A 17,725-nucleotide genomic window follows, 5' to 3' on the forward strand; every position below is an offset into this window, starting at 1 on the left:
GCCTATGCCAGTGCCTATGCCAGTACCGATGCCTGAGCCTGTGCCCGAGCGTTGTGCCGCTGGTGTTCTTGCCATGGCCTGTTTTTTGCTGACTTCCCTGTCTGACTCCCAACCAACCGGCTTCCCGACATGGATCAGCAACACCTTCCCCGCATCAACGCAGCACGCCTGTGGCAATCGCTGATGGACCTCGCGCAGATCGGCGCCACGCCCAAGGGCGGGGTGTGCCGCATCGCGCTGACCGAGCTGGACCGCCAGGGCCGCGACCTGGTGGTCGGCTGGTGCCGCGAGGCCGGGCTCGACGTGCGCACCGACGAGGTAGGCAACGTGTTCGCGCGCCGTGCCGGCAGCGATCCCCATGCGGCCGCGGTGGCCACCGGCAGCCACATCGACACCCAGCCCTCGGGCGGCAAGTTCGACGGCAACTTCGGCGTGCTGGCTGGCCTGGAGGTCATGCGCACGCTCAACGACCTGGGCATCGTCACCCGCGCGCCGCTGGAGCTGGCGTTCTGGACCAACGAGGAGGGCACCCGCTTTACCCCCGTGATGATGGGCTCGGGCGCTTTTGCCGGCGTGTTCGAGGCGGAGTTCATCCGTGCCCAGCGCGACCTCGACGGCATCAGCGTGGGCGAAGCACTGGCGCAGATCGGCTACCGCGGCGAGCAGCCCGTGGGCGAAGTGCCGGGCGGCATGTTCGCGGCCTATTTCGAGGCGCATATCGAGCAGGGGCCGGTGCTGGAAGCCGCCGGGCTGCCGATCGGCGTGGTCTCGGGCGCGCTCGGCCAGCAATGGTACGACGTGACCGTGACCGGCATGGACGCCCACGCCGGCCCCACGCCGCTGGCGCTGCGCCACGACGCCATGCTGGCGGCCGCCCGCATGATCGATGAAGTCAACCGCATCGCCGTGGCGGAGGCTCCGCACGGGCGCGGCACGGTAGGCTACGTGCAGGTCACGCCCAACTCACGCAACGTGATTCCGGGCCGCGTGGACTTTTCCGTGGACCTGCGCAATCTTTCGCAGGATGGGCTGGACCGCATGGACGCCGCCATGCGCGCGTCGTTCGCGCAGATTGCGCAGCGCGGCGCGGTAGACGTGTCGATCCGCCAGGTGGTGAAGTTCGAGCCCTGCGTGTTCGCGCCGGCATGCGTGGACAGCGTGCGCCGCGCCGCGGCCGCGCTGGGCCTGCCGCACATGGACGTGGTCAGCGGCGCCGGGCACGACGCCGTGTACGTGGCGCAGCGCGCGCCCACCGGCATGATCTTCGTGCCGTGCAAGGACGGCATCAGCCACAACGAGCTGGAAGACGCGCTGCCCGAGCATATCGAGGCCGGCGCCAATGTGCTGCTGCAAGCGATGCTGGAGCACGCGCGCTAAAGCGAGTTGGCGAGTTAGCGAGTTAGCGAGTTAGCGATTCAACTTCTCAGTGGGCGATCGAACGCGAGATCGCCCACGCGCATTCGATCACCATCGGCGCCAGCTTCTTCTGCGCCTCGGCCATGCTCCAGCGGCTGGCCGGCGGCGACACATGCACCGCGCCCACCGCCTGCCCCTGGCTGTTGACGATGGCCGCGCCCACGCCCATATCGCCCAGGAACAACTCCTCGTTGTTGCAGGCGTAGCCCACCTTCCGGCAAGCCACCACCGTCTCGAAGATCGCCGCCACATCGGTCAGCGTGGCCGGCGTGCGCGCCACCCGGGCCGAGTCCTCCAGCATGGCCATCACCTGATCGTCGGGCAACGTGCTCAGGTACGCGCGGCCGCTGCTGGTGCAGTACATCGGGATGCGCATGCCTACGGGCGTCAGCACCGGGATGGTTTTCGACGTCATCAACTGCGCCACGTAGACCATCTCCAGCCCCACCGGCTCGGTCAGGTTGGCGGTCTCGCCGCTGGCATTGGCGAGCTGCGACAGGTAAGGGCTGGCGACCTGGATCAGCGCGTCGGCGGACAGGTAGTTGTAGCCGATCTCCATCACCTTGGGCGTCAGCCGGAAGCGCCGCGTCTGCGGGTGCTTGGCCACATAGCCCAGCGTTTCCAGCGTATGCACGGTGCGTTGCGCGGAGCTTTTGGTCATGCCGGTCAGTCCCGCCAGTTCGGCCAGCGTGAGGGTGCGATGGACCGCGCTGAAAGCCCGCAGCACTTCCAGCCCCTTCTCCAGCGACTGATTGAAAAGCGGGTCTGGGCGAGTGGTCTTTTCGGCGCTTTCCGTGTCGATGGCTGGCGCTGCGCCGCCGTTTTCCTGATGGTCTTGCCGGTTCATGTTCGCGTTCCGCCGAGTCTTCCGGGTCTTCCGAGTCTTCGTACGAGTGACGGGCACCATCGCTGGGAAGGCCTGCACCACGATGAGCGCATATTGCACCAATATACGACTGAATCGATTATCGATTCGTTTGGGTTCCGTCCATGATATTCGGGTCGTCTTTCTTTGGGAATAGCGGCGCTGCAACCGACTCTCCGATTTTGGCGCGCGATCTTCCTTGTGTCGGTCGAATGCCTTGTTCTATAAGGCTTCCGGAGAATTCTCCTGGTTGCGAGCGGGCGAGAAATGCAGCGCATGCGCGACAGTGCAATGCCGTCGATTCGCTCCTCTTCAGTGTTTACCCGCATTCCTGATTTGTTGACGATCAGTGAAATATCAGACTAGTATCACAACAACTTCAACACTGCGGGAATCACCATGTCGAACCCGATCCGGCTGGTCGGCGGCGCCGATCACACCCCTGAGCCAGCCTCGCGCGCCGCTACCGGCGCCGCGCTGCGCGAGCAGGCCTATGCCGAGATCAAGCGGCGCATCATTTCCTGCGAATTCCGTCCCGGCGAGCCGCTCAACGAAGCCCAGGTCGCGGCCTTGCTCGGCATTGGCCGCACCCCCGTGCACCAGGCGCTGCACCGGCTGGAAGTGGAAGGGCTGGTGTCGATCCTGCCGCGCAAGGGCGTGCTGGTCTCGCCACTGTCGCTCAACGAAGTGCTCGACATGATCGAAGTGCGCGCCACCAACGAAGTGCTGTGCGCCACGCTGGCCTGCGAGCGCGCCCACGAGAGCGATCTCAAGGCCATGCGCGAGATCGTCGACCGCTCGCCCGACCTGATCGCGCGGCGCGACATTACCGGCCTGGCCGCGCTCGACCTCAAGTTCCATACCGCCATGTCGGCCGCCTCGCGCAATCGCGTGCTGGCCGACCTGCTGCGCGGCCTGCACGAGAAGCAGGCGCGCTTCTGGTTTCTCTCGCTGTCCGACCCGCAGCACCTGGAGAACGTCTACCAGGAGCACCTGGTGATCATCGATGCCCTGGAGCGGCGCGACGTGCCGGCGGTGCGCGAGGCCATCCGCGAACACATTGACGAATTCCGGAAGAACATCATCAGGACCATCTGACCGTTTTTTTCCGCAACAACCGCAACAACTGCAACAGGTAGTGAGCAATGCCGACACTTCAATTCCAGGTAGCCGGCGAGGGTGAACTCGTCCTCGATATCCAGCGCCTCATCATCGCCGGCTGGACCGGCCGCGACGCCGACGCCGTCAACCACCACATCCGCGAGCTCGAAGAGATCGGCGTCAAGCCGCCGACCACCGTGCCATGCTTCTACCCGCTGGCCGCCTCGCTGCTGACCACCAGCGCGTTGCTCGAAGTGCCGCGCGAAGACTCCTCCGGCGAAATCGAGTTCGTGCTGCTGGCGGCCAAGGACGCGATGTACATCGGCGTGGGCTCCGACCACACCGACCGCAAGGTCGAAGCCTATGACGTCACCGTCTCCAAGCAGATGTGCGCCAAGCCCCTGGGCACTGAAGTCTGGCGCTTCGACGATGTCGCCGCGCACTGGGACCAGTTGCAGATGCGCTGCTGGCGTACCCGTAACGCGCAGCGCGAGCTCTACCAGGAAGGGCTGGTCACGCGCCTGCTGGACCCGCGCGACCTGATCCAGCGCTTCACCGGCGAAGACAAGCTGCCGGTGGGCACCGCCATGTTCTGCGGCACGCAAGCTGTGATTGGCGAACTGGGCAGCGGCGAAGCCTTCGAAGTCGAACTCCACGATCCGGTGCTCAAGCGCACGCTGCGCCATGCCTATCGCGTGGAAAGCCTGGCGGTCGCACCATGAGCACCACGCTGCCAACCATCGCCGCGCTTGCCGCCGACCTGGCCGCCGGGCGCACCACCAGCATTGCGCTGACCGAGCAGGCACTGGCTCGCATCGACGGCCACCGTAACGCTGGCGGCACCGCCTTCCTGGAAGTCGACGGCGCCGGCGCGCTGGCCGCTGCCCGCGCTGCCGACCAGGCGCGTGCCGCGGGGCTGGTGGCATCGCCGCTGGCCGGGCTGCCAGTCTCCGTCAAGGACCTGTTCGACGTAAAAGGGCAGGTGACCCGGGCCGGCTCGAAAGCGCTCACGGGCGAACCCGCCAGCGCCGACGGGCCCGTGGTGGCGCGCCTGCGCGCCGCCGGCGCCGTGCTGATCGGGCGCACCAATATGAGCGAGTTCGCGTTCTCCGGCCTCGGCCTGAACCCGCACTACGGCACGCCCCGCACGCCCTTCGACGAAGCACGCATCGCGGGTGGCTCCACGTCCGGCGGCGCGGTCAGCGTGGCGCTCGACATGGCCGTTGCGGCGCTCGGCACCGACACCGGCGGCTCCATCCGCATCCCCAGCGCGTTCTGCGGCCTGACCGGCTTCAAGCCCACCGCAAGCCGCGTGCCGCTGGCCGGTGCCGTGCCACTGTCGACCTCGCTCGACTCCGCCGGCCCGCTCGCGCGCTCGGTTGCCTGCTGCGCCGCGTTCGACGCCATCGTCAGCGGCGAAACGCTGGACAGCCGTCCCGCGCCGCTGGCCGGGTTGCGTCTGCTCGTGACCCGCGATTTCGTGTGCGACGGCCTCGACGCCGAAGTCGCCCAAGCCTTTGACGCCGCGCTCGCCACGCTCTCCCGGCTCGGTGCGCAGATCGTCCCGTTTGAATTCCCCGAGCTCAAGCGCCTGCCGCAGATCAACGCCGCCGGCGGCCTCACGGCCGCCGAAGCCTGGCACTGGCACAAGCCGTTGCTGGCCGAACGCGGCAATGCCTACGACCAGCGCGTCGCCATGCGCATCCGCCGCGGCGAGCAACTCAGCGCCGCCGACTACATCGAACTGCTGGCCGAACGCCGCGCCATGCAGGCGCGCGCCGCCGACCTGCTGCGCGAAGCCGACGCCTGGCTGATGCCCACGGTCGCCGTGCGCCCGCCACGGCTCGATGCCCTGCAAAGCGACGAAGCCTTCTTCGCCACCAACGGGCTCGTGCTGCGCAACCCGAGTGTGCTCAACTTCCTCGACGGCTGCGCCGTATCGCTGCCCATGCCGGCGGCGGAGCAGGGCATGGGGCTGAGCGTCGGCGGCCTGAACGGGCGCGACGCGCGCGTGCTGCAGGTGGCCGGCGCCATCGAAGCCGCGCTGCAGTAACGCGTAGCAGCCAGAAGATAGAAGAAAAGACCGAGGGCCGCGACCAAGCAGCGCGGCCCCGTCAATCAACACCCAAGGAGTACCACCGATGTCTTCCGTGATGACCGGCGCCCCTGGCGCCCTGGAGAGCCCGGCCCACACGCCGGCAGAGCGCAATGAGGCCTACCGCAAGATCGCGGTGCGGCTGATTCCCTTCCTGGTGTTCCTGTTCGTGCTCGCCTGGATCGACCGCGTCAATGTCGGTTTTGCCAAGCTGCAGATGCTGCAAGACCTGCAATTCAGCGAAGCCGTGTACGGTTTCGGCGCCGGCATCTTCTTCATCGGCTACTTCCTGTTCGAAGTCCCCAGCAACCTCTTGCTGGAAAAAATCGGCGCGCGCCGCACGCTCGCCCGTATCACCATCCTGTGGGGCTTCGCCTCCATGGCGATGATCTTCGTCAAGACCCCCATGCAGTTCTACGCGCTGCGATTCCTGCTCGGCGTGTTCGAAGCCGGCTTCTTTCCCGGCGTCGTGCTCTACCTCACCTACTGGTTCCCCGCCCAGCGCCGCGCCCGCATCAACGGCCTGTTCATGACCTCGTTCGCCATCGCCGGCGTCATCGGCGGCCCGCTCGCCGGCTTCATCATGAGCAGCATGGAAGGTGTCGACGGCCTCGCCAACTGGCAATGGCTGTTTGTCATCGAAGGCATCCCCTCCGTGCTCGCCGGCATCGCCGTGCTGATGTTCCTGCCTGAAAAGCCCATCAGCGCCAAATGGCTCAGCCCCAGCGAACGCGACCTCGTCACCCGCGAGATCGAAGCCGAAAACCGCGACCCCGCCAAGCATTCCTCGCTGCGCGCCGCCTTCACCAACTCGCGCGTCTGGATTTGTGCCGCCATCTACTTTTGCGTGGTCAGCGGCAATGCCACCATCGCCTTCTGGTCGCCATCCATCATCAAAGAACTCGGCGTCAAGGGCAACCTGCAGATCGGCCTCGTCTCCGCCATTCCCTTCATCGCAGGCACCCTCGCCATGGTCTGGAACGGCATCCACTCCGACCGCACCGGCGAACGCCGCCTGCACTGTGCGCTAGCCACCCTGATGGCCGCCGCCGGCCTTGTGCTCACCGGCATGTGGCTGCACAGCGCGGTGCTCGCCATGGTGGCGCTCACCATCGCCTCCGTCGGCATCCTCGCCGCCTTCCCGGTCTTCTGGTCGCTGCCCTCCGCCTTCCTCGCCGGCACCGCCGCCGCCGGCGGCATCGCCCTCATCAACTCCATCGGCAACCTCGCCGGCTTTGTCGCGCCCTACATGATCGGCTGGTTCAAAACCAGCACCGGCCAGCTCTCGTCCGGCCTGTACTTTGTCGCCGCGCTGGAAGCCTGCGCCACCGTCCTGGTGCTGGCATTCATCAAAACCAAGGTCAGCGCGAAGGCATAGCCCGAGAGATGCCACCGGCAGCACGAGGGGGCTGGATTCCAGCGGCGCTTTGCGCTAGAATCCGCTGCCTCGTTGCGCTGCATGCGCAAAGTGCGCCGGCAGCACAGGTAACAAAGCCAGGCGGGCAGTTTCAGCCGCCTGTTTGCTTTTGTGCTTTTGTGCTCTTGTGATATCTCTCACGCTGCCCGGCACGCCTGTAAGGCAACGAGCACAGCGGCCTCCCGTCAGGGATGCACGCCGCAGGGACTGCGAGGGTGGCGAAATTGGTAGACGCACCAGGTTTAGGTCCTGACGCCAGCAATGGTGTAGGGGTTCGAGTCCCCTCCCTCGCACCAAAGTCCTCTTTCCGCACTACCCAAATCCACACCAAATCATGCCGCAAACCTAAGCCCCACAAGGGTTTCTAGGCTTTTGCGAGCCTCGGCACCCATGTCTGGAATGCCGCACAAAAACCAACGAAACTATGCCTCATTACGCCTAAATTACGCCCGCACTACGTCAGGCGCAGCCTGCTCGGTAAAATGCCATGTGATAAGCACACCACAATATCGGGATGAGCGCGCTTGCTCTGGGTCCGGGGGGCCCTGAGGAATTTGGGCCATGGCAAGTCTGAGGAAAAAGGCAGCAGGATGGCAGGCGTCGGTATTCGTCCACGGTCAGCGCGAAAGCCGGTCTTTCGATACCAAGGCAGCGGCCCAGGCCTGGGCCGTACAGCGGAAAGCAGAGTTGCGCTCCCTGGCCGATGGTCAAGGCAGCAAGACGCATACGGTCGGCGACGTTCTAGACCGGTACCAGCGAGAAATCAGCCCCCAGAAGCGGGGCTAGCGCAGGGGAGATCTACCGGCTCGAGCTCATTGGCAGCAAGGAGATCGACGGCAAGCCGTTCCGCGCGATCCGGCTCGCCGACCTGAAAGTCCAACACATCACCGCCTGGCGCGACGCCCGCTTACGCGAGGTGTCAGGGGCATCCGTGTCCCGCGAGACGTGCCTTCTGTCTCATGCGCTCAAAGTGGCCCGGGACGAGTGGGGCTGGCTGATCACTGACCCCATGAAGCCGGTCCGCCGGCGGCCAGACAGCCGGCCCAGGGCGCGGCGAATCTCCGAGGCCGAGGTTGCCGCGATCACGGCGGCCCTGGGCTATCAGGAGGGGCTCCCCGTCGCCCTACCCAAGCAACGCGTCGGCGTGGCCTTCCTGTTCGCCATCGAGACGGCTAGGGATGCGCGCTGAGGCGCCCTTGATACACTGCAAACGCGCGCTGAAGGTGGCTGGGATGGAGACTCGGACGGGAACAGTCAGTGACCGCCGCCGGGGGTGCCTGAGGGCGCCCTTTGTTATTGAGTCCTCCTGTAGAGCCGCTGCGCCGGCACCGCGCTCGGCCGCTTGATCCTCACAAATTGTGCGCGCTGACCCGATAGGTGCTGACCGCGCACTACCCAACGATGCTCTCAGCTTCATCGCCAGCGGATTGCCATTAGGAACAGACGCACTCGTATTCAATTGGTAGTGGGGCCTTGGACGCTGGGGGCCGAGGCCGTGTTGTCTCCAATGTTCCATATTTTCCTTGCTCGCCACATGTCGTGCGGCATTGCACCTCGCGCTCGTAAGGCGTTTTCTGGTTGCACGATGCCAAGTTCACGAGTGCGGCGATGAAAGCTAGTGACAGTGGAAAACTTGAAATCAGCCTAGTCATCGCTCCATCTCCGAAGCTATTCCATGGAGTGTTCGCGGGCGGGTCTACTCGGCCGCCTTCGCTCTCGGCGCCCGCGGCGCCGGCGCGGCGTCCATGAGCTCGGGCGGGTAGGGTCGCATAAAACTCCGCGCGCGCTCCGGATTCCAGCACGTCAGCCAGTCATTCCATTCCGCCCGCGGCACGATCACGTTCCTCCGTTTTTCCTTGCCCGAGGCATGGAAGCGGTTCATCAGCGGGTGCTTGTCCCAGTTGATGGTCAGCATGGTGAACGAGAGCGCGCCATCCGGCCAATCTCGCCACAGGCCCGCGATCGCGAACTCCGGCTCATCCTTCAGCCAGATCCGCCAGCGCACGGACTTGGGGCCGGCCTCGTAGTTCGGCTCGTAGAAGCTGGTTGCCGGAACCAGGCAGAGCTGGCCTTTTTCCACGGTCCGGAGAACGAGCGCTTCTCGCCAACTGTCTCCGATCGCGCGTTCGTGGGGTCGAACTTGGCCACGCCCGGCGGGATGCGGGCCTTCGGCACCATGCCGAATGTGCCCACCAGCGCCTGGCGCGTGCCGTCGCCGATGCCCACGATGATCGGCACCGCATAGTCCGGCCAGGTCTCGGGCGGATAGTCAAGGGGCGGCGGCTCGACGCCGAAGACGTCGCGCAGCAGCTGACGCTGCACCGGGGCATAGTTAGTGCACATCCTCGTCTCCTGGCAGGGGCGTGAGCGGCAACACCCGTCGCGCCTTTTCCGAGACGCGCCGGTGCTTGTCCTGCGCATCTTGCCACGTCGCCGAGGTGAAGATCTTGTCGATGCCGCCGCCGGCCAGGTGGGTAAGGAAGACCGGCTTGTCGCTCATCGTGTCTGACCATGGGCAGAAGCATGTCCAGACGCGGGCATCCTGCTCGGGAAGGTCAGTGCGCAGCACGAAACGTTTGAACCAGCCCCTCAGAAATTCATGATGCGCGTTGCCGTCCAGCGTATGGACTGGCTGGCCGTGAGGATCCAGGAGGTACAGCTGCATGCTGAACGGATTGCCATAGGCATCCGGCGTGCCGCCGCGAACGGCATGGCGCAGCGCGCGTACCCAATTCTCTGAGGTGTCGGGGGGCATGGCGAGGCGGATGCCGCTAGTCAGCGGCGCGGGAACCGCGCGCGCAGCGGCGTTTTCACCGCCGGCCGGGCGACCCTGATCCGGTGGTGCTGGCCGTCCTGCTCGAACGACGGTAGTCGGCCGTCCACGCCATCTTCTCGATGTGGCGCGTCTCAATGCCGTGCACGGTCACAGCACTGGCCGTTACCGTGACGCTTTCGCAGTCGAGGGGCAGCTGGGCCGTGTCGCCGGGCAGGAAGTGGGATTCGAGGAAGATGGACATGGCCATTTCGTCACTCGCCGAGAGCGGGGATGCTCCCTTCCTGCGCGAGGATTCGGGGCGAATTCATCTCGCCCGTTTCCTCGTCCACCAAGACCTCATAGGCTGCAACGCCGGCGAAGCTCGACGCCATGGCGCTGGCAATGCGGATAGCGCTGACTTCGCTTGATGCCTGGCGGATCTCGCCGGGCAGGAGCGTGTCGCTCTTGCCCTTGCGGTAGGGCACGATGATGTACTTGACGGCGCGAGTATCGAACACGGTGGCAACTCCGGGCGGTGGGTGCTGCGGAATGCAGCACATCAGCTGTATGGATATACAGTATAGGAGTTGTCTGAATGGGGCTGCCGATAGTTGAGTTAACTGTATGGATATACAGTATGGCTGCCCGCCATCCGTATCGGGCATGGTTGTGCTCCTTGGGCATCTTGCGTCACATCCATCAGGGTGTGCGAGTCCTCTTTGGAGCACCCCCTCCAAAAATGGATTACGCCAAATCTACGCTTGTGACTATTAAGTGACTGATATTAAAAAGATATCGAGTCTCATTCGCTGCACAAAAGTCTTTTTTACATCACTTACACGCATCATTTCACCGCGCGCATTTCCGCATCACTTCAGCCCAAAAAGCTAGGCCCCACAAGGCTTAGCAGGCGATCTGCAGCAATCGCCTCGCTGCACTCTGCTACATCCCATTTCACTTATCATCGGCGCTCCGGCCCCATAGCGGCCCCACGTTCGGCCCCACGAAATGGCGCACTTTACGGAGTCCGCAGCAGGCAGGCGCGCGCAGGTGAAGGTGGCCACCATGTCGCCCACCTGGGAGGCAGCTTCTTGAAGCAAATGGCGCCGCCGCCAAGGCCGCAGCAGAAGCCGAACGTCTTGTGTTCGCGGTGGATCATGCGAACACCTCGGTTTTTTGTTGACTATTCTTTGCAATCGAAATCGGCCGGTGCTGGTAGCCTGTTTGCCCCCGAGACCTAAATCCGATTGCCGATCAATGACTACTGTTCTCGCCATCGCCGTTGCCTGCGGCGCATTTCTCAGGCTTTGCGTCGCGTCCCCGTATGAAGATGCATTCGGGCTGGGGAAGTGCGATGTGGGTGGCCTCAGTGAGGGCGTGGCGCAGAGTCACGATAGTGACGGTAACGATCAATGGCCGAGCACTCGAGGCATGGTGGCGGATCATTGAGTTGCTTCGCGTCCCGCGTTCACGATGAGGTGGATTGCGGCTGGTATGCTGTCTTGAAATCAATAGTTCCCCTGCGAAACGAGCCATGAACCCCATTCTTTTGCTGCTGATCGCCTGTGGCGCACTGCTCAGCGGCTGTGCAATGCTCCCTTACGACGATGGTTACGGCGGTGGCCAAGGCAACGGTTGCCCTCCCGGGCAAGCCAAGAAGGGGAATTGTCGAGTTGACCAAGACGGGAACGCGTCCTTTTGCCCGCCTGGGCAAGCAAAGAAGGGCCGCTGCTGAGTGGCGCGAGGCAATCACTTCGTCTCTCCTTTGGCGATTGCGGCGCGCATGGCGGCGCCTATCTCCGCAAGGCAAGCGGTGTCAACTATGGCTATAGATAGCCTCGGTGTTTCCAGTCCGACGCAACTACCGATGCCGCTCGGCGAGAGTCGCTCAGCGCTAGTGCGGCTATTCCGCTAGTCCAACACCACAGCCCGCCCTTGGCGGGCTTTTTAACGGCCGCAGAGTGCGCCAGCGCGGATGGCTCTCGCATGACGCTATCCCCTCAGTGCGATGAGGATGCAGAGTAGGCTGGCAAAGTCGATCAGTTATTCCATGTGGTCGGCTCTTCGTATTGCAGAGGGTCCGTGTACCTGCTGCAGGAAACCATTGTCACCAGTTAAATAGCGCACTTCCTCTCGTGGGATTTCCGTATTTATTGGTTCGCCACGCCACCTCGATCCGGCGATCTACATTCCCCCATAAAGGGCTATTGCAGGCACCGCCGGCACGTCGGAGACTGGGCATCACTTCACTCTCATGAAGCTGACATGGAAGCCACAAAAGAGCAGGGCGACGCCGCCAAGAAAAACGCCATGCGTGCCGAGATGCTTCGCGCGCAGGCGAGGCGGTTCATGAAGTTCGTGGGCGAGTGTCTTGCTCAAGAGGGATTCATGGCCCGCGCCGCGGTGGAAGGCCCAGCGTTGCCGGGTGACGAGAGAGAGAGTTTCGAACTCAATACTAGCTTTGGCCGCGTTTATGCTCAGTTCGGCTTTGCGAAGTGGGATGGGCGCCTCGTGGGACGGTACCAATTTTCGCGCTTCATTCTAGGCGCGGATGAGATGATGCGGCTGGTTCCATTCCACGTGATTCTGATCGAGGAGCAGGGGAACGCAACCTTTGCCGAGGATGGCTTCTTCGAATGGAAGATCCCAGATGGTCCGGATAGCAACTACGGTCCGGCCCTCGTCGGCTGTTTGCTCCACGGATTCCAGGAGTCGCTTCCGCAGATAAAGCGACTGCGGTAGAACCGATTTGCCGGAATTCGGCCATCTTCGGGGGCTTTCTCTTTTCCGCAGCCCTCACCGGCTGCCGCTCTTGGCCACCTCCGAGTGGCTTTTTCATCTAGGGCGCCAGCGTGCGCACCAGTCTCGACTTCAGCGGCCAAGGCCTGAATGCGAGAATCCAGACGCAGGCCAGAGGCCCAAAAACAGGGATCAGGGCCAGATACTCATAGCCCGACTCGAAGCGAGCCGTCCGGAAAACCTTCCGGAATGGCAAGAACCAGAGCGCCTCGAAGACGAGGAAGCCCAGCAGGAAGATGCTCATAGCGGCCTCATGGTGCAGTGCACACGTTGGAAGCAGTGTACGGCCGGCGTGCGTTCTTTGATCCCCCAATATTGGGGGAACGTCTGAGTTCCTCGAATGGCTCCCCACCCCTCAGTATTTCCTTCACACAAAGCCTGTTTCCGCGCTGCGAGGATAGGCGGCAATGAAGTAGAGCCACGGCCCGCCCCGAGCGGGCTTCTTCTTTCTCGGGGTCACAAATGTCCGAACCAATCAACTTGCCGTCCCTTGCACCGCTGGCAATCCCGCTGCCTCCGGCTCAGGCTCGGCAGCTGGCGATCCCCTCGGAGGGCTTGCCGACGTGCTCGGCCGGGCTGACCAGCGCGCGGGAATCCTGGCTGGGTACGCTGACGCCGCGAGCATCGCCGGCCAGGCCTGCGAGCGGGCCTGTGACGCGTTGAATGGATCACCGCAGGGCCGCGTGGTGGGCGGATGAGCGGCGGTAGTCGGGGGCTGTGAAGCTCGGAGAGAAAAAAGGGGTGTAGGCGACAGGGTGAAAACGCCTACACCCGTGAGGATCGGCAACGGGGTCAATCTGTCGCCGGTATTGATTATGGTGCGTCGCATCAAACTCAGTACCCCGCCAACGAGGGGAAGCGTCGAGGAGCAGCAAGGGGGCGGTGGAGGACTTGGAGAGCGGGGTGCGTGTCGTGATTCGGGGTTGTTCATTGGTGCGGTCCCGCCCGGCTGACAGGTGCCGGGGGAGCGGCGCAGTCAGGGCAGGGGGCGGCCTGGTACGTGCGCAGGACATCCGCCAGTTCGTCGGCCACTGCGTAATGTGGTGGGCAAGATCCGCAACGGCTACGTCAAGAAGGCCGCCTCCCAGGTTGGCAACATGATCGCAACCTGGAAGTGCATCGGCGGCATCGACGCGGACCCGGCCGCCGCGCGCGATTGCCTCATCATGCCCGAGCGCCGCAACGGCGCCCTGGCTGGTCCTTGCTCGCCGTGACCACCATGAAAGCAGAGAAAACAGAAAGCGGGGCAGGCGCTGGGTTCCCAGGAAGATCGATGCCGCTTGATAGGTCACGGCGAACATGCCATCTCCTGACGGGTGGCATAGTGGCGCTCGCCGCGGGTGCGCAGGCGGATTGAGCGAGGCCCCGCGAACTGGATGCTGTGGGCGAGTTGGAAGCTTAGCGTTGTGCCCTGGTAATCGAACGCCAGGCGGTCGATTGTCCACGGCAGCGCCATGATTGCTGCGGTATCGACCCCAGTCAGGGTCAGGGTCGCGCTCGCGGCCTGGGCGATGGCCTCCGCCTCTGGGTTCCATGTGTCGGCCACGAGCAGCGGATCGTCGATGGCGAGGTGGAGGCAGCGTATCGCCAAACGCGCTACCCCGTGGGACTGGCTGTAGAGGTAGACGATACCGGGGGCGCAGGCGAACATGTCTCTCTCACTGATACTGTATGGATATCCAGTATAAGAGCCGCCTCAAGCCAGGCGTGGATAGTTGAGTTAACTGTATGGATATACAGTGCCTCCCGCCAACCATCTCGCGGGCTTCGGCGGCGTCGATCCTGGAGATGCCGTTGTGCGGTACGCATGCACAGAATTGCTCGCTGCGCGCCAGGACATAGGCGTCCGGGGCGAAGTCACCCGGGGTCGGGACAGGTTGTGGCGACCCTATACCAGCTGGGCATGGATGCGCGGGTGAGGGCGCCAATGGGCTTGTGATGCACACGTTACGATTTCGTAACGTGTTGGCGCGGGGGGGCGGAATAGACTGAATCGTATAGGTCCTCACACGTGGGCTATAGGAGATCGAGATGCGGAAGATCAAGGTGTTCGCCAGCTTGGCGCTGGCGGCGTGTACTCTCACTTCGATTGCGGGCTATGCCCAAGATAGGGGGCCTGGCGGCGATGATCGCGGAAGGCCGCCCATGGGTCATGATCAGGGACAAAATCACGATAACCAGCGCGGCTACAACGACCGCGGCCGGGATGGTGACCACCGCTGGCAAGGTGAAAGACACTGGGAGGGCGACAGGGGCAGGGAACACATGGACGAAAGGTATGGCCCTGATCGTCGCGCCGATCGTCCGGGCCCTGGCAGCTGGCATAGGGGTGAAAGGGTCCCCCCGGAGTATCGTCAGCGTCAGTACGTGATCGATGATTGGCGCGCTTATCGGCTGTCGCCTCCGCCGCGCGGATACCAGTGGGTGGGCGTTGGCGGGGATTACTTTCTCGTCGCCGTTCCGACCGGCGTGGTCTTCCAGGTGGTCATCGGGCGCTAGGCTGCGGACAGCAAAAAGCCCGCCGGGTGGCGGGCTACGATGATTTGACGATAAGCCCTTAGTGTCGATGAATCAGGTGGTCAAACCATGTCTGGACGGCACGCTGTTGTGTTGATAGCAGGGTCGGATCATGTTCGCGGAGCACCCAGACAACGATCGCGCATAGCGCTAATCCGATGAGCAGGACGACTAGCGAGGCAACCATGGCAGCCTCCTATTGGGTGGCTATGCAACCAGTGTAGGCCATTCCCGCCGTGCCCGAGCGTGTCAAGTCTTGACATAGGTTGATACGGACAAGAACCCGCGCCTTAGGTGGGGCGACACATTTGAACGTCAGTTCTGACTCAAGTGCCAGCGCCACAGCTTCGGTGCTGGTCTCGCCCAGGTCTCAGTCAGGGCTGGATGTCGCAATGGCAGGCGACCAACCGCATACCTCGGTCGTGTTGGGCGAGGCCTGGGCCTATTCTGGAATCGGGGCTTTGGTACTTCTCAAGCCTTCGGAGGCGCGTCATGAAACCAGTGATCCACCACTTTCACTCTCACTCCGAATCACCGTATCACGGTCTGCGGTACTACCTGGTGATTGCGGCTTGTTTGTTGGTGCCAGGATTAGCCTACGTGCTTTGGCAGCTTATGGTGGCGAAGCCGTGAATTGGTTGAAACCGGCCCGGTAGAAGGCCAGATCCTCCGTTTGTGGCGCGTCAAGTAAGGGAGCGCACCTCGCGCAGCCGCAATGTAGGCGGCCGCGTTGCGGATGCCTTCCGAAGCTCTGCAGGAGACAGTGATGAAACCAGTCAGAGAGATTTGCCTTGGAACTGTCGGGTTGCTTGCCGCTCGGGATCATGCCTCGCTGCAATTAGCCACGGGTGGGCGACCAAAGTGAGCGCCAAAGGCAATCAGCGGCTGGCCAGCGCCGGGTACGCCGTATCAGGTGTGGGCACAAAAAGAAGACCGGCCGAGACGGGAGATCCTTGCCGGTCTTGCGCAGAAGCAGGAGCGCAAAGGGGCACAGCAGATGCTGTGCGGCGCGAATTAAATCAAATTAAGATCTGATGTGCAACATATTTAATTTGTAAGAGTCAGATGACAAGATGTCCCTAAGTTCAGCCAAAGCCAGCCATGTGCTGGCTTCTTCATTTTTCGAGGTCTTGGTAACCGAAACAACCATTCAGGCCGCCACTGGCCTGGCGCCGGCACTTTCAACACGGTTCCAGCTTGACAGGATGCTGTCAATTTGGGCAAAGTGACAGCATCCTGTCAAATTGATGGGGGCTCGGCGCTTTGGTGATGCGCCCGGGCAAGCTATTGATGCAGACCATCGCACTGCTGATCGCAGTTGCCGGCGGTTCGCCAGTTTCCCCGCGAAAACCGCGGGATCGATACAGGAGATCACGATGAAGCGAACAACAGTCGCTGGCACGCAAGGCAATCTTGCGCTGCTTGAGGCGGGCGACGGCGCCGATCTGTCCGTACTGTTCCTGCATGCGGACTCGGGGAGAGCAAGCCAGTGGTCGGAGATGCTCGAACGCATCGGGCGACGCAGGCGGGTGTATGCGGTTGACTCGCGGGGAAGCGGAGATAGTGCCCCTGCTGCGGATGGTGATTATTCATATGCGGGGCGAGCACAGGACATTGGCGATACAGCCGCGTCCTTGAAACTCGATCGGTTCATTATCGTGGCACACAGCGGAAGTGGTGCAGCTGCGCTGGACTATGCTGCCAGGCACGCGGGCCGGGTGGCGGGACTGTTCCTGCTGGATCCTGCGACGGATCCACGGGCGCTTCCTGCCGATGTTCGCGCCGGATTTCTAGAGGCCCTGAATGGGGTTGCGAGCCTTGATGTGCAGCAGGGCTTCTATGCCTCGATCGCGGGCAACAACCCACAGGTAAAGGCCAGAGTGCTGGAAGACTGTGCTGCGGTCGATCCGGCAGCACGGCTGGGATTTGCCGCCGCGTTTGCAAACTGGAATCCCGAAGCTGCGCTCGACGCATGGAAGGGCCCCATTTTTCTCCTGGTCAGCAGCGCGAACGACAAGCCAAGTGCGCTCCATAGGCTGCGGCCGGCATTGCCGCATGCCGTGGTGGCCGATACCGGGCACTGGATACAGCTCGACCAGCCCGATCGCGTCGAGCGAGAAATCCTGCGCTTCATCGCTAGCGTCCGATAGGGAGGAGTTCGGAAATGACTGTCAATAAAACCAAAGCCGGCGCGATTCTGACGGATATTGTGCTGATGGTGTTCCGGCTCGAAGGCGGTTTCATGGAAGCAGCCGAACGGATCGCTGCGCCAGCGGGATTGACGGCGGCCCGATGGCGTGTTCTCGGAGCCGTGCTCCATGAACACCGCACTGTAGCGGAGATTGGGCGCTTCATGGGGCTAACCCGGCAGAGTGTGCAGCGCCTAGCCGATGTCCTGGTAGGCGAGGGGCTAGCGATGTTTATCGACAATCCATCACATAAATCCGCCAAATTGCTTGCCCCAACCGCCGCAGGCCATTCTGCCGTGGCGCTATTGGCAACGCGTCAAGCAGCCTGGGCGAATGCAGTCAGTCAGAAATTCAGCGCTGAACAGCTCATCCAGTGCAAAACAACGATCGAGGAAATCATCTCTTGCGTCGAGGCGACACCAATCAGCCCCGGCGAGATATGAGCGAGGGCGCTGGCGCTACGGCAAAACGCCTATGCGCACCTTCCTCGATACGCTTGAAACTGCCAAGGAGAAACGCGTCCCGCATTGAATCGCGCTTCTCTATTCAACGCCCCGACTACCTGTCGGAT

17 protein-coding genes, 1 tRNA gene and 2 pseudogenes are annotated in these 17,725 nt (G+C 63.1%); 13 read left to right on the forward strand and 7 right to left on the reverse strand.

Going from position 1 to position 17,725, the window contains the following annotated elements; all coding sequences use genetic code 11:
* The first annotated feature begins 129 nt into the window (after positions 1-129).
* Positions 130-1,377 (forward strand): Zn-dependent hydrolase, encoded by a 1,248-nt coding sequence (locus AB4061_RS03015; RefSeq protein ID WP_441630756.1) that lies wholly within the window; start codon positions 130-132, stop codon positions 1,375-1,377.
* 46 nt (positions 1,378-1,423) lie between these two features.
* Here AB4061_RS03015 and AB4061_RS03020 read toward each other — a convergent pair whose 3' ends face one another.
* Positions 1,424-2,263 carry an IclR family transcriptional regulator gene (locus AB4061_RS03020; RefSeq protein WP_441630758.1) on the reverse strand — a complete coding sequence of 280 codons (840 nt, stop codon included), beginning with the start codon at positions 2,261-2,263 and terminating at the stop codon, positions 1,424-1,426.
* A gap of 417 nt (positions 2,264-2,680) precedes the next feature.
* On the opposite strand from AB4061_RS03020, the gene AB4061_RS03025 reads away from it, so the two are divergent.
* The 6 genes from AB4061_RS03025 to AB4061_RS03050 all read left to right on the forward strand — a co-directional run bounded on the left by AB4061_RS03025 (position 2,681) and on the right by AB4061_RS03050 (position 8,083).
* Positions 2,681-3,379 (forward strand): GntR family transcriptional regulator, encoded by a 699-nt coding sequence (locus tag AB4061_RS03025; protein WP_441630760.1) that lies wholly within the window; start codon positions 2,681-2,683, stop codon positions 3,377-3,379.
* A gap of 47 nt (positions 3,380-3,426) precedes the next feature.
* Complete coding sequence (locus AB4061_RS03030; RefSeq protein ID WP_441630762.1) at positions 3,427-4,104, forward strand: DUF2848 domain-containing protein; 678 nt, start codon at positions 3,427-3,429, stop codon at positions 4,102-4,104.
* On the forward strand, positions 4,101-5,435 hold the full coding sequence (locus tag AB4061_RS03035) for an amidase (RefSeq protein ID WP_441630763.1): 1,335 nt from the start codon (positions 4,101-4,103) through the stop codon (positions 5,433-5,435). Before AB4061_RS03030 ends, AB4061_RS03035 begins: the two co-directional genes overlap by 4 nt.
* Before the next feature lie 88 nt (positions 5,436-5,523).
* Positions 5,524-6,855 carry an MFS transporter gene (locus AB4061_RS03040; protein ID WP_441630765.1) on the forward strand — a complete coding sequence of 444 codons (1,332 nt, stop codon included), beginning with the start codon at positions 5,524-5,526 and terminating at the stop codon, positions 6,853-6,855.
* 248 nt (positions 6,856-7,103) lie between these two features.
* Positions 7,104-7,190 (forward strand) — tRNA-Leu (locus AB4061_RS03045).
* A 635-nt stretch (positions 7,191-7,825) separates the two neighbouring features.
* On the forward strand, positions 7,826-8,083 hold the full coding sequence (locus AB4061_RS03050) for a hypothetical protein (protein WP_441630766.1): 258 nt from the start codon (positions 7,826-7,828) through the stop codon (positions 8,081-8,083).
* A 507-nt stretch (positions 8,084-8,590) separates the two neighbouring features.
* On the opposite strand, the pseudogene AB4061_RS03055 reads toward AB4061_RS03050, so the two are convergent.
* The 4 genes and pseudogenes from AB4061_RS03055 to AB4061_RS03070 all read right to left on the reverse strand — a co-directional run bounded on the left by AB4061_RS03055 (position 8,591) and on the right by AB4061_RS03070 (position 10,167).
* Positions 8,591-9,237 (reverse strand): annotated as a pseudogene (locus AB4061_RS03055) (SOS response-associated peptidase).
* Positions 9,227-9,649, reverse strand: a complete 423-nt coding sequence (locus tag AB4061_RS03060; protein ID WP_441630768.1) for a hypothetical protein — start codon at positions 9,647-9,649, stop codon at positions 9,227-9,229. Before AB4061_RS03060 ends, AB4061_RS03055 begins: the two are co-directional and overlap by 11 nt.
* 55 nt (positions 9,650-9,704) lie before the next feature.
* Entirely contained in the window at positions 9,705-9,911 is a 207-nt protein-coding gene (locus tag AB4061_RS03065; RefSeq protein WP_441630770.1) for a hypothetical protein, read from the reverse strand.
* A 10-nt stretch (positions 9,912-9,921) separates the two neighbouring features.
* The gene (locus AB4061_RS03070; RefSeq protein WP_441630772.1) at positions 9,922-10,167 is read right to left on the reverse strand and encodes a hypothetical protein; all 246 of its coding nucleotides are present in this window, start codon (positions 10,165-10,167) and stop codon (positions 9,922-9,924) included.
* Positions 10,168-11,914: 1,747 nt separating this feature from the next.
* Between AB4061_RS03070 and AB4061_RS03075 the strand changes: the two genes are divergently transcribed.
* Complete coding sequence (locus AB4061_RS03075) at positions 11,915-12,391, forward strand: hypothetical protein (protein WP_441630774.1); 477 nt, start codon at positions 11,915-11,917, stop codon at positions 12,389-12,391.
* A 97-nt stretch (positions 12,392-12,488) separates the two neighbouring features.
* Here the strand turns inward: AB4061_RS03075 and AB4061_RS03080 are convergent, their stop codons facing one another.
* Complete coding sequence (locus tag AB4061_RS03080; RefSeq protein ID WP_441630775.1) at positions 12,489-12,692, reverse strand: hypothetical protein; 204 nt, start codon at positions 12,690-12,692, stop codon at positions 12,489-12,491.
* Positions 12,693-12,981: 289 nt separating this feature from the next.
* On the opposite strand from AB4061_RS03080, the pseudogene AB4061_RS03085 reads away from it, so the two are divergent.
* Positions 12,982-13,146: pseudogene (locus tag AB4061_RS03085) on the forward strand (DUF2514 family protein); the annotation flags it as partial.
* A 345-nt stretch (positions 13,147-13,491) separates the two neighbouring features.
* Positions 13,492-13,662 carry a hypothetical protein gene (locus AB4061_RS03090; RefSeq protein ID WP_441630777.1) on the forward strand — a complete coding sequence of 57 codons (171 nt, stop codon included), beginning with the start codon at positions 13,492-13,494 and terminating at the stop codon, positions 13,660-13,662.
* A gap of 74 nt (positions 13,663-13,736) precedes the next feature.
* On the opposite strand, the gene AB4061_RS03095 is transcribed toward AB4061_RS03090, so the two are convergent.
* Complete coding sequence (locus AB4061_RS03095; protein WP_441630779.1) at positions 13,737-14,099, reverse strand: hypothetical protein; 363 nt, start codon at positions 14,097-14,099, stop codon at positions 13,737-13,739.
* A 380-nt stretch (positions 14,100-14,479) separates the two neighbouring features.
* Here AB4061_RS03095 and AB4061_RS03100 point away from each other — a divergent pair, with 380 nt between their 5' ends.
* The 3 genes from AB4061_RS03100 to AB4061_RS03110 all read left to right on the forward strand — a co-directional run bounded on the left by AB4061_RS03100 (position 14,480) and on the right by AB4061_RS03110 (position 17,597).
* Complete coding sequence (locus tag AB4061_RS03100; protein ID WP_441630781.1) at positions 14,480-14,947, forward strand: RcnB family protein; 468 nt, start codon at positions 14,480-14,482, stop codon at positions 14,945-14,947.
* Positions 14,948-16,341: 1,394 nt separating this feature from the next.
* Positions 16,342-17,115 (forward strand): alpha/beta fold hydrolase, encoded by a 774-nt coding sequence (locus tag AB4061_RS03105; protein WP_441630783.1) that lies wholly within the window; start codon positions 16,342-16,344, stop codon positions 17,113-17,115.
* A 14-nt stretch (positions 17,116-17,129) separates the two neighbouring features.
* Positions 17,130-17,597 carry a MarR family winged helix-turn-helix transcriptional regulator gene (locus tag AB4061_RS03110; protein ID WP_441630784.1) on the forward strand — a complete coding sequence of 156 codons (468 nt, stop codon included), beginning with the start codon at positions 17,130-17,132 and terminating at the stop codon, positions 17,595-17,597.
* The last annotated feature ends 128 nt before the right edge of the window (positions 17,598-17,725 follow it).

It is taken from the genome of Cupriavidus sp. YAF13 (assembly GCF_052113425.1).
Classification (GTDB): domain Bacteria; phylum Pseudomonadota; class Gammaproteobacteria; order Burkholderiales; family Burkholderiaceae; genus Cupriavidus.

Coding starts and splice junctions, on each gene's coding strand:
- AB4061_RS03020 (WP_441630758.1), bottom strand. CDS start 2,263: ATGAACCGGCAAGACCATCAGGAAAACGGCGGCGCAGCGCCAGCCATC.
- AB4061_RS03075 (WP_441630774.1), top strand. CDS start 11,915: ATGGAAGCCACAAAAGAGCAGGGCGACGCCGCCAAGAAAAACGCCATG.
- AB4061_RS03110 (WP_441630784.1), top strand. CDS start 17,130: ATGACTGTCAATAAAACCAAAGCCGGCGCGATTCTGACGGATATTGTG.
- AB4061_RS03015 (WP_441630756.1), top strand. CDS start 130: ATGGATCAGCAACACCTTCCCCGCATCAACGCAGCACGCCTGTGGCAA.
- AB4061_RS03030 (WP_441630762.1), top strand. CDS start 3,427: ATGCCGACACTTCAATTCCAGGTAGCCGGCGAGGGTGAACTCGTCCTC.
- AB4061_RS03100 (WP_441630781.1), top strand. CDS start 14,480: ATGCGGAAGATCAAGGTGTTCGCCAGCTTGGCGCTGGCGGCGTGTACT.
- AB4061_RS03025 (WP_441630760.1), top strand. CDS start 2,681: ATGTCGAACCCGATCCGGCTGGTCGGCGGCGCCGATCACACCCCTGAG.
- AB4061_RS03080 (WP_441630775.1), bottom strand. CDS start 12,692: ATGAGCATCTTCCTGCTGGGCTTCCTCGTCTTCGAGGCGCTCTGGTTC.
- AB4061_RS03035 (WP_441630763.1), top strand. CDS start 4,101: ATGAGCACCACGCTGCCAACCATCGCCGCGCTTGCCGCCGACCTGGCC.
- AB4061_RS03060 (WP_441630768.1), bottom strand. CDS start 9,649: ATGCCCCCCGACACCTCAGAGAATTGGGTACGCGCGCTGCGCCATGCC.
- AB4061_RS03105 (WP_441630783.1), top strand. CDS start 16,342: ATGAAGCGAACAACAGTCGCTGGCACGCAAGGCAATCTTGCGCTGCTT.
- AB4061_RS03095 (WP_441630779.1), bottom strand. CDS start 14,099: ATGTTCGCCTGCGCCCCCGGTATCGTCTACCTCTACAGCCAGTCCCAC.
- AB4061_RS03065 (WP_441630770.1), bottom strand. CDS start 9,911: ATGTCCATCTTCCTCGAATCCCACTTCCTGCCCGGCGACACGGCCCAG.
- AB4061_RS03040 (WP_441630765.1), top strand. CDS start 5,524: ATGTCTTCCGTGATGACCGGCGCCCCTGGCGCCCTGGAGAGCCCGGCC.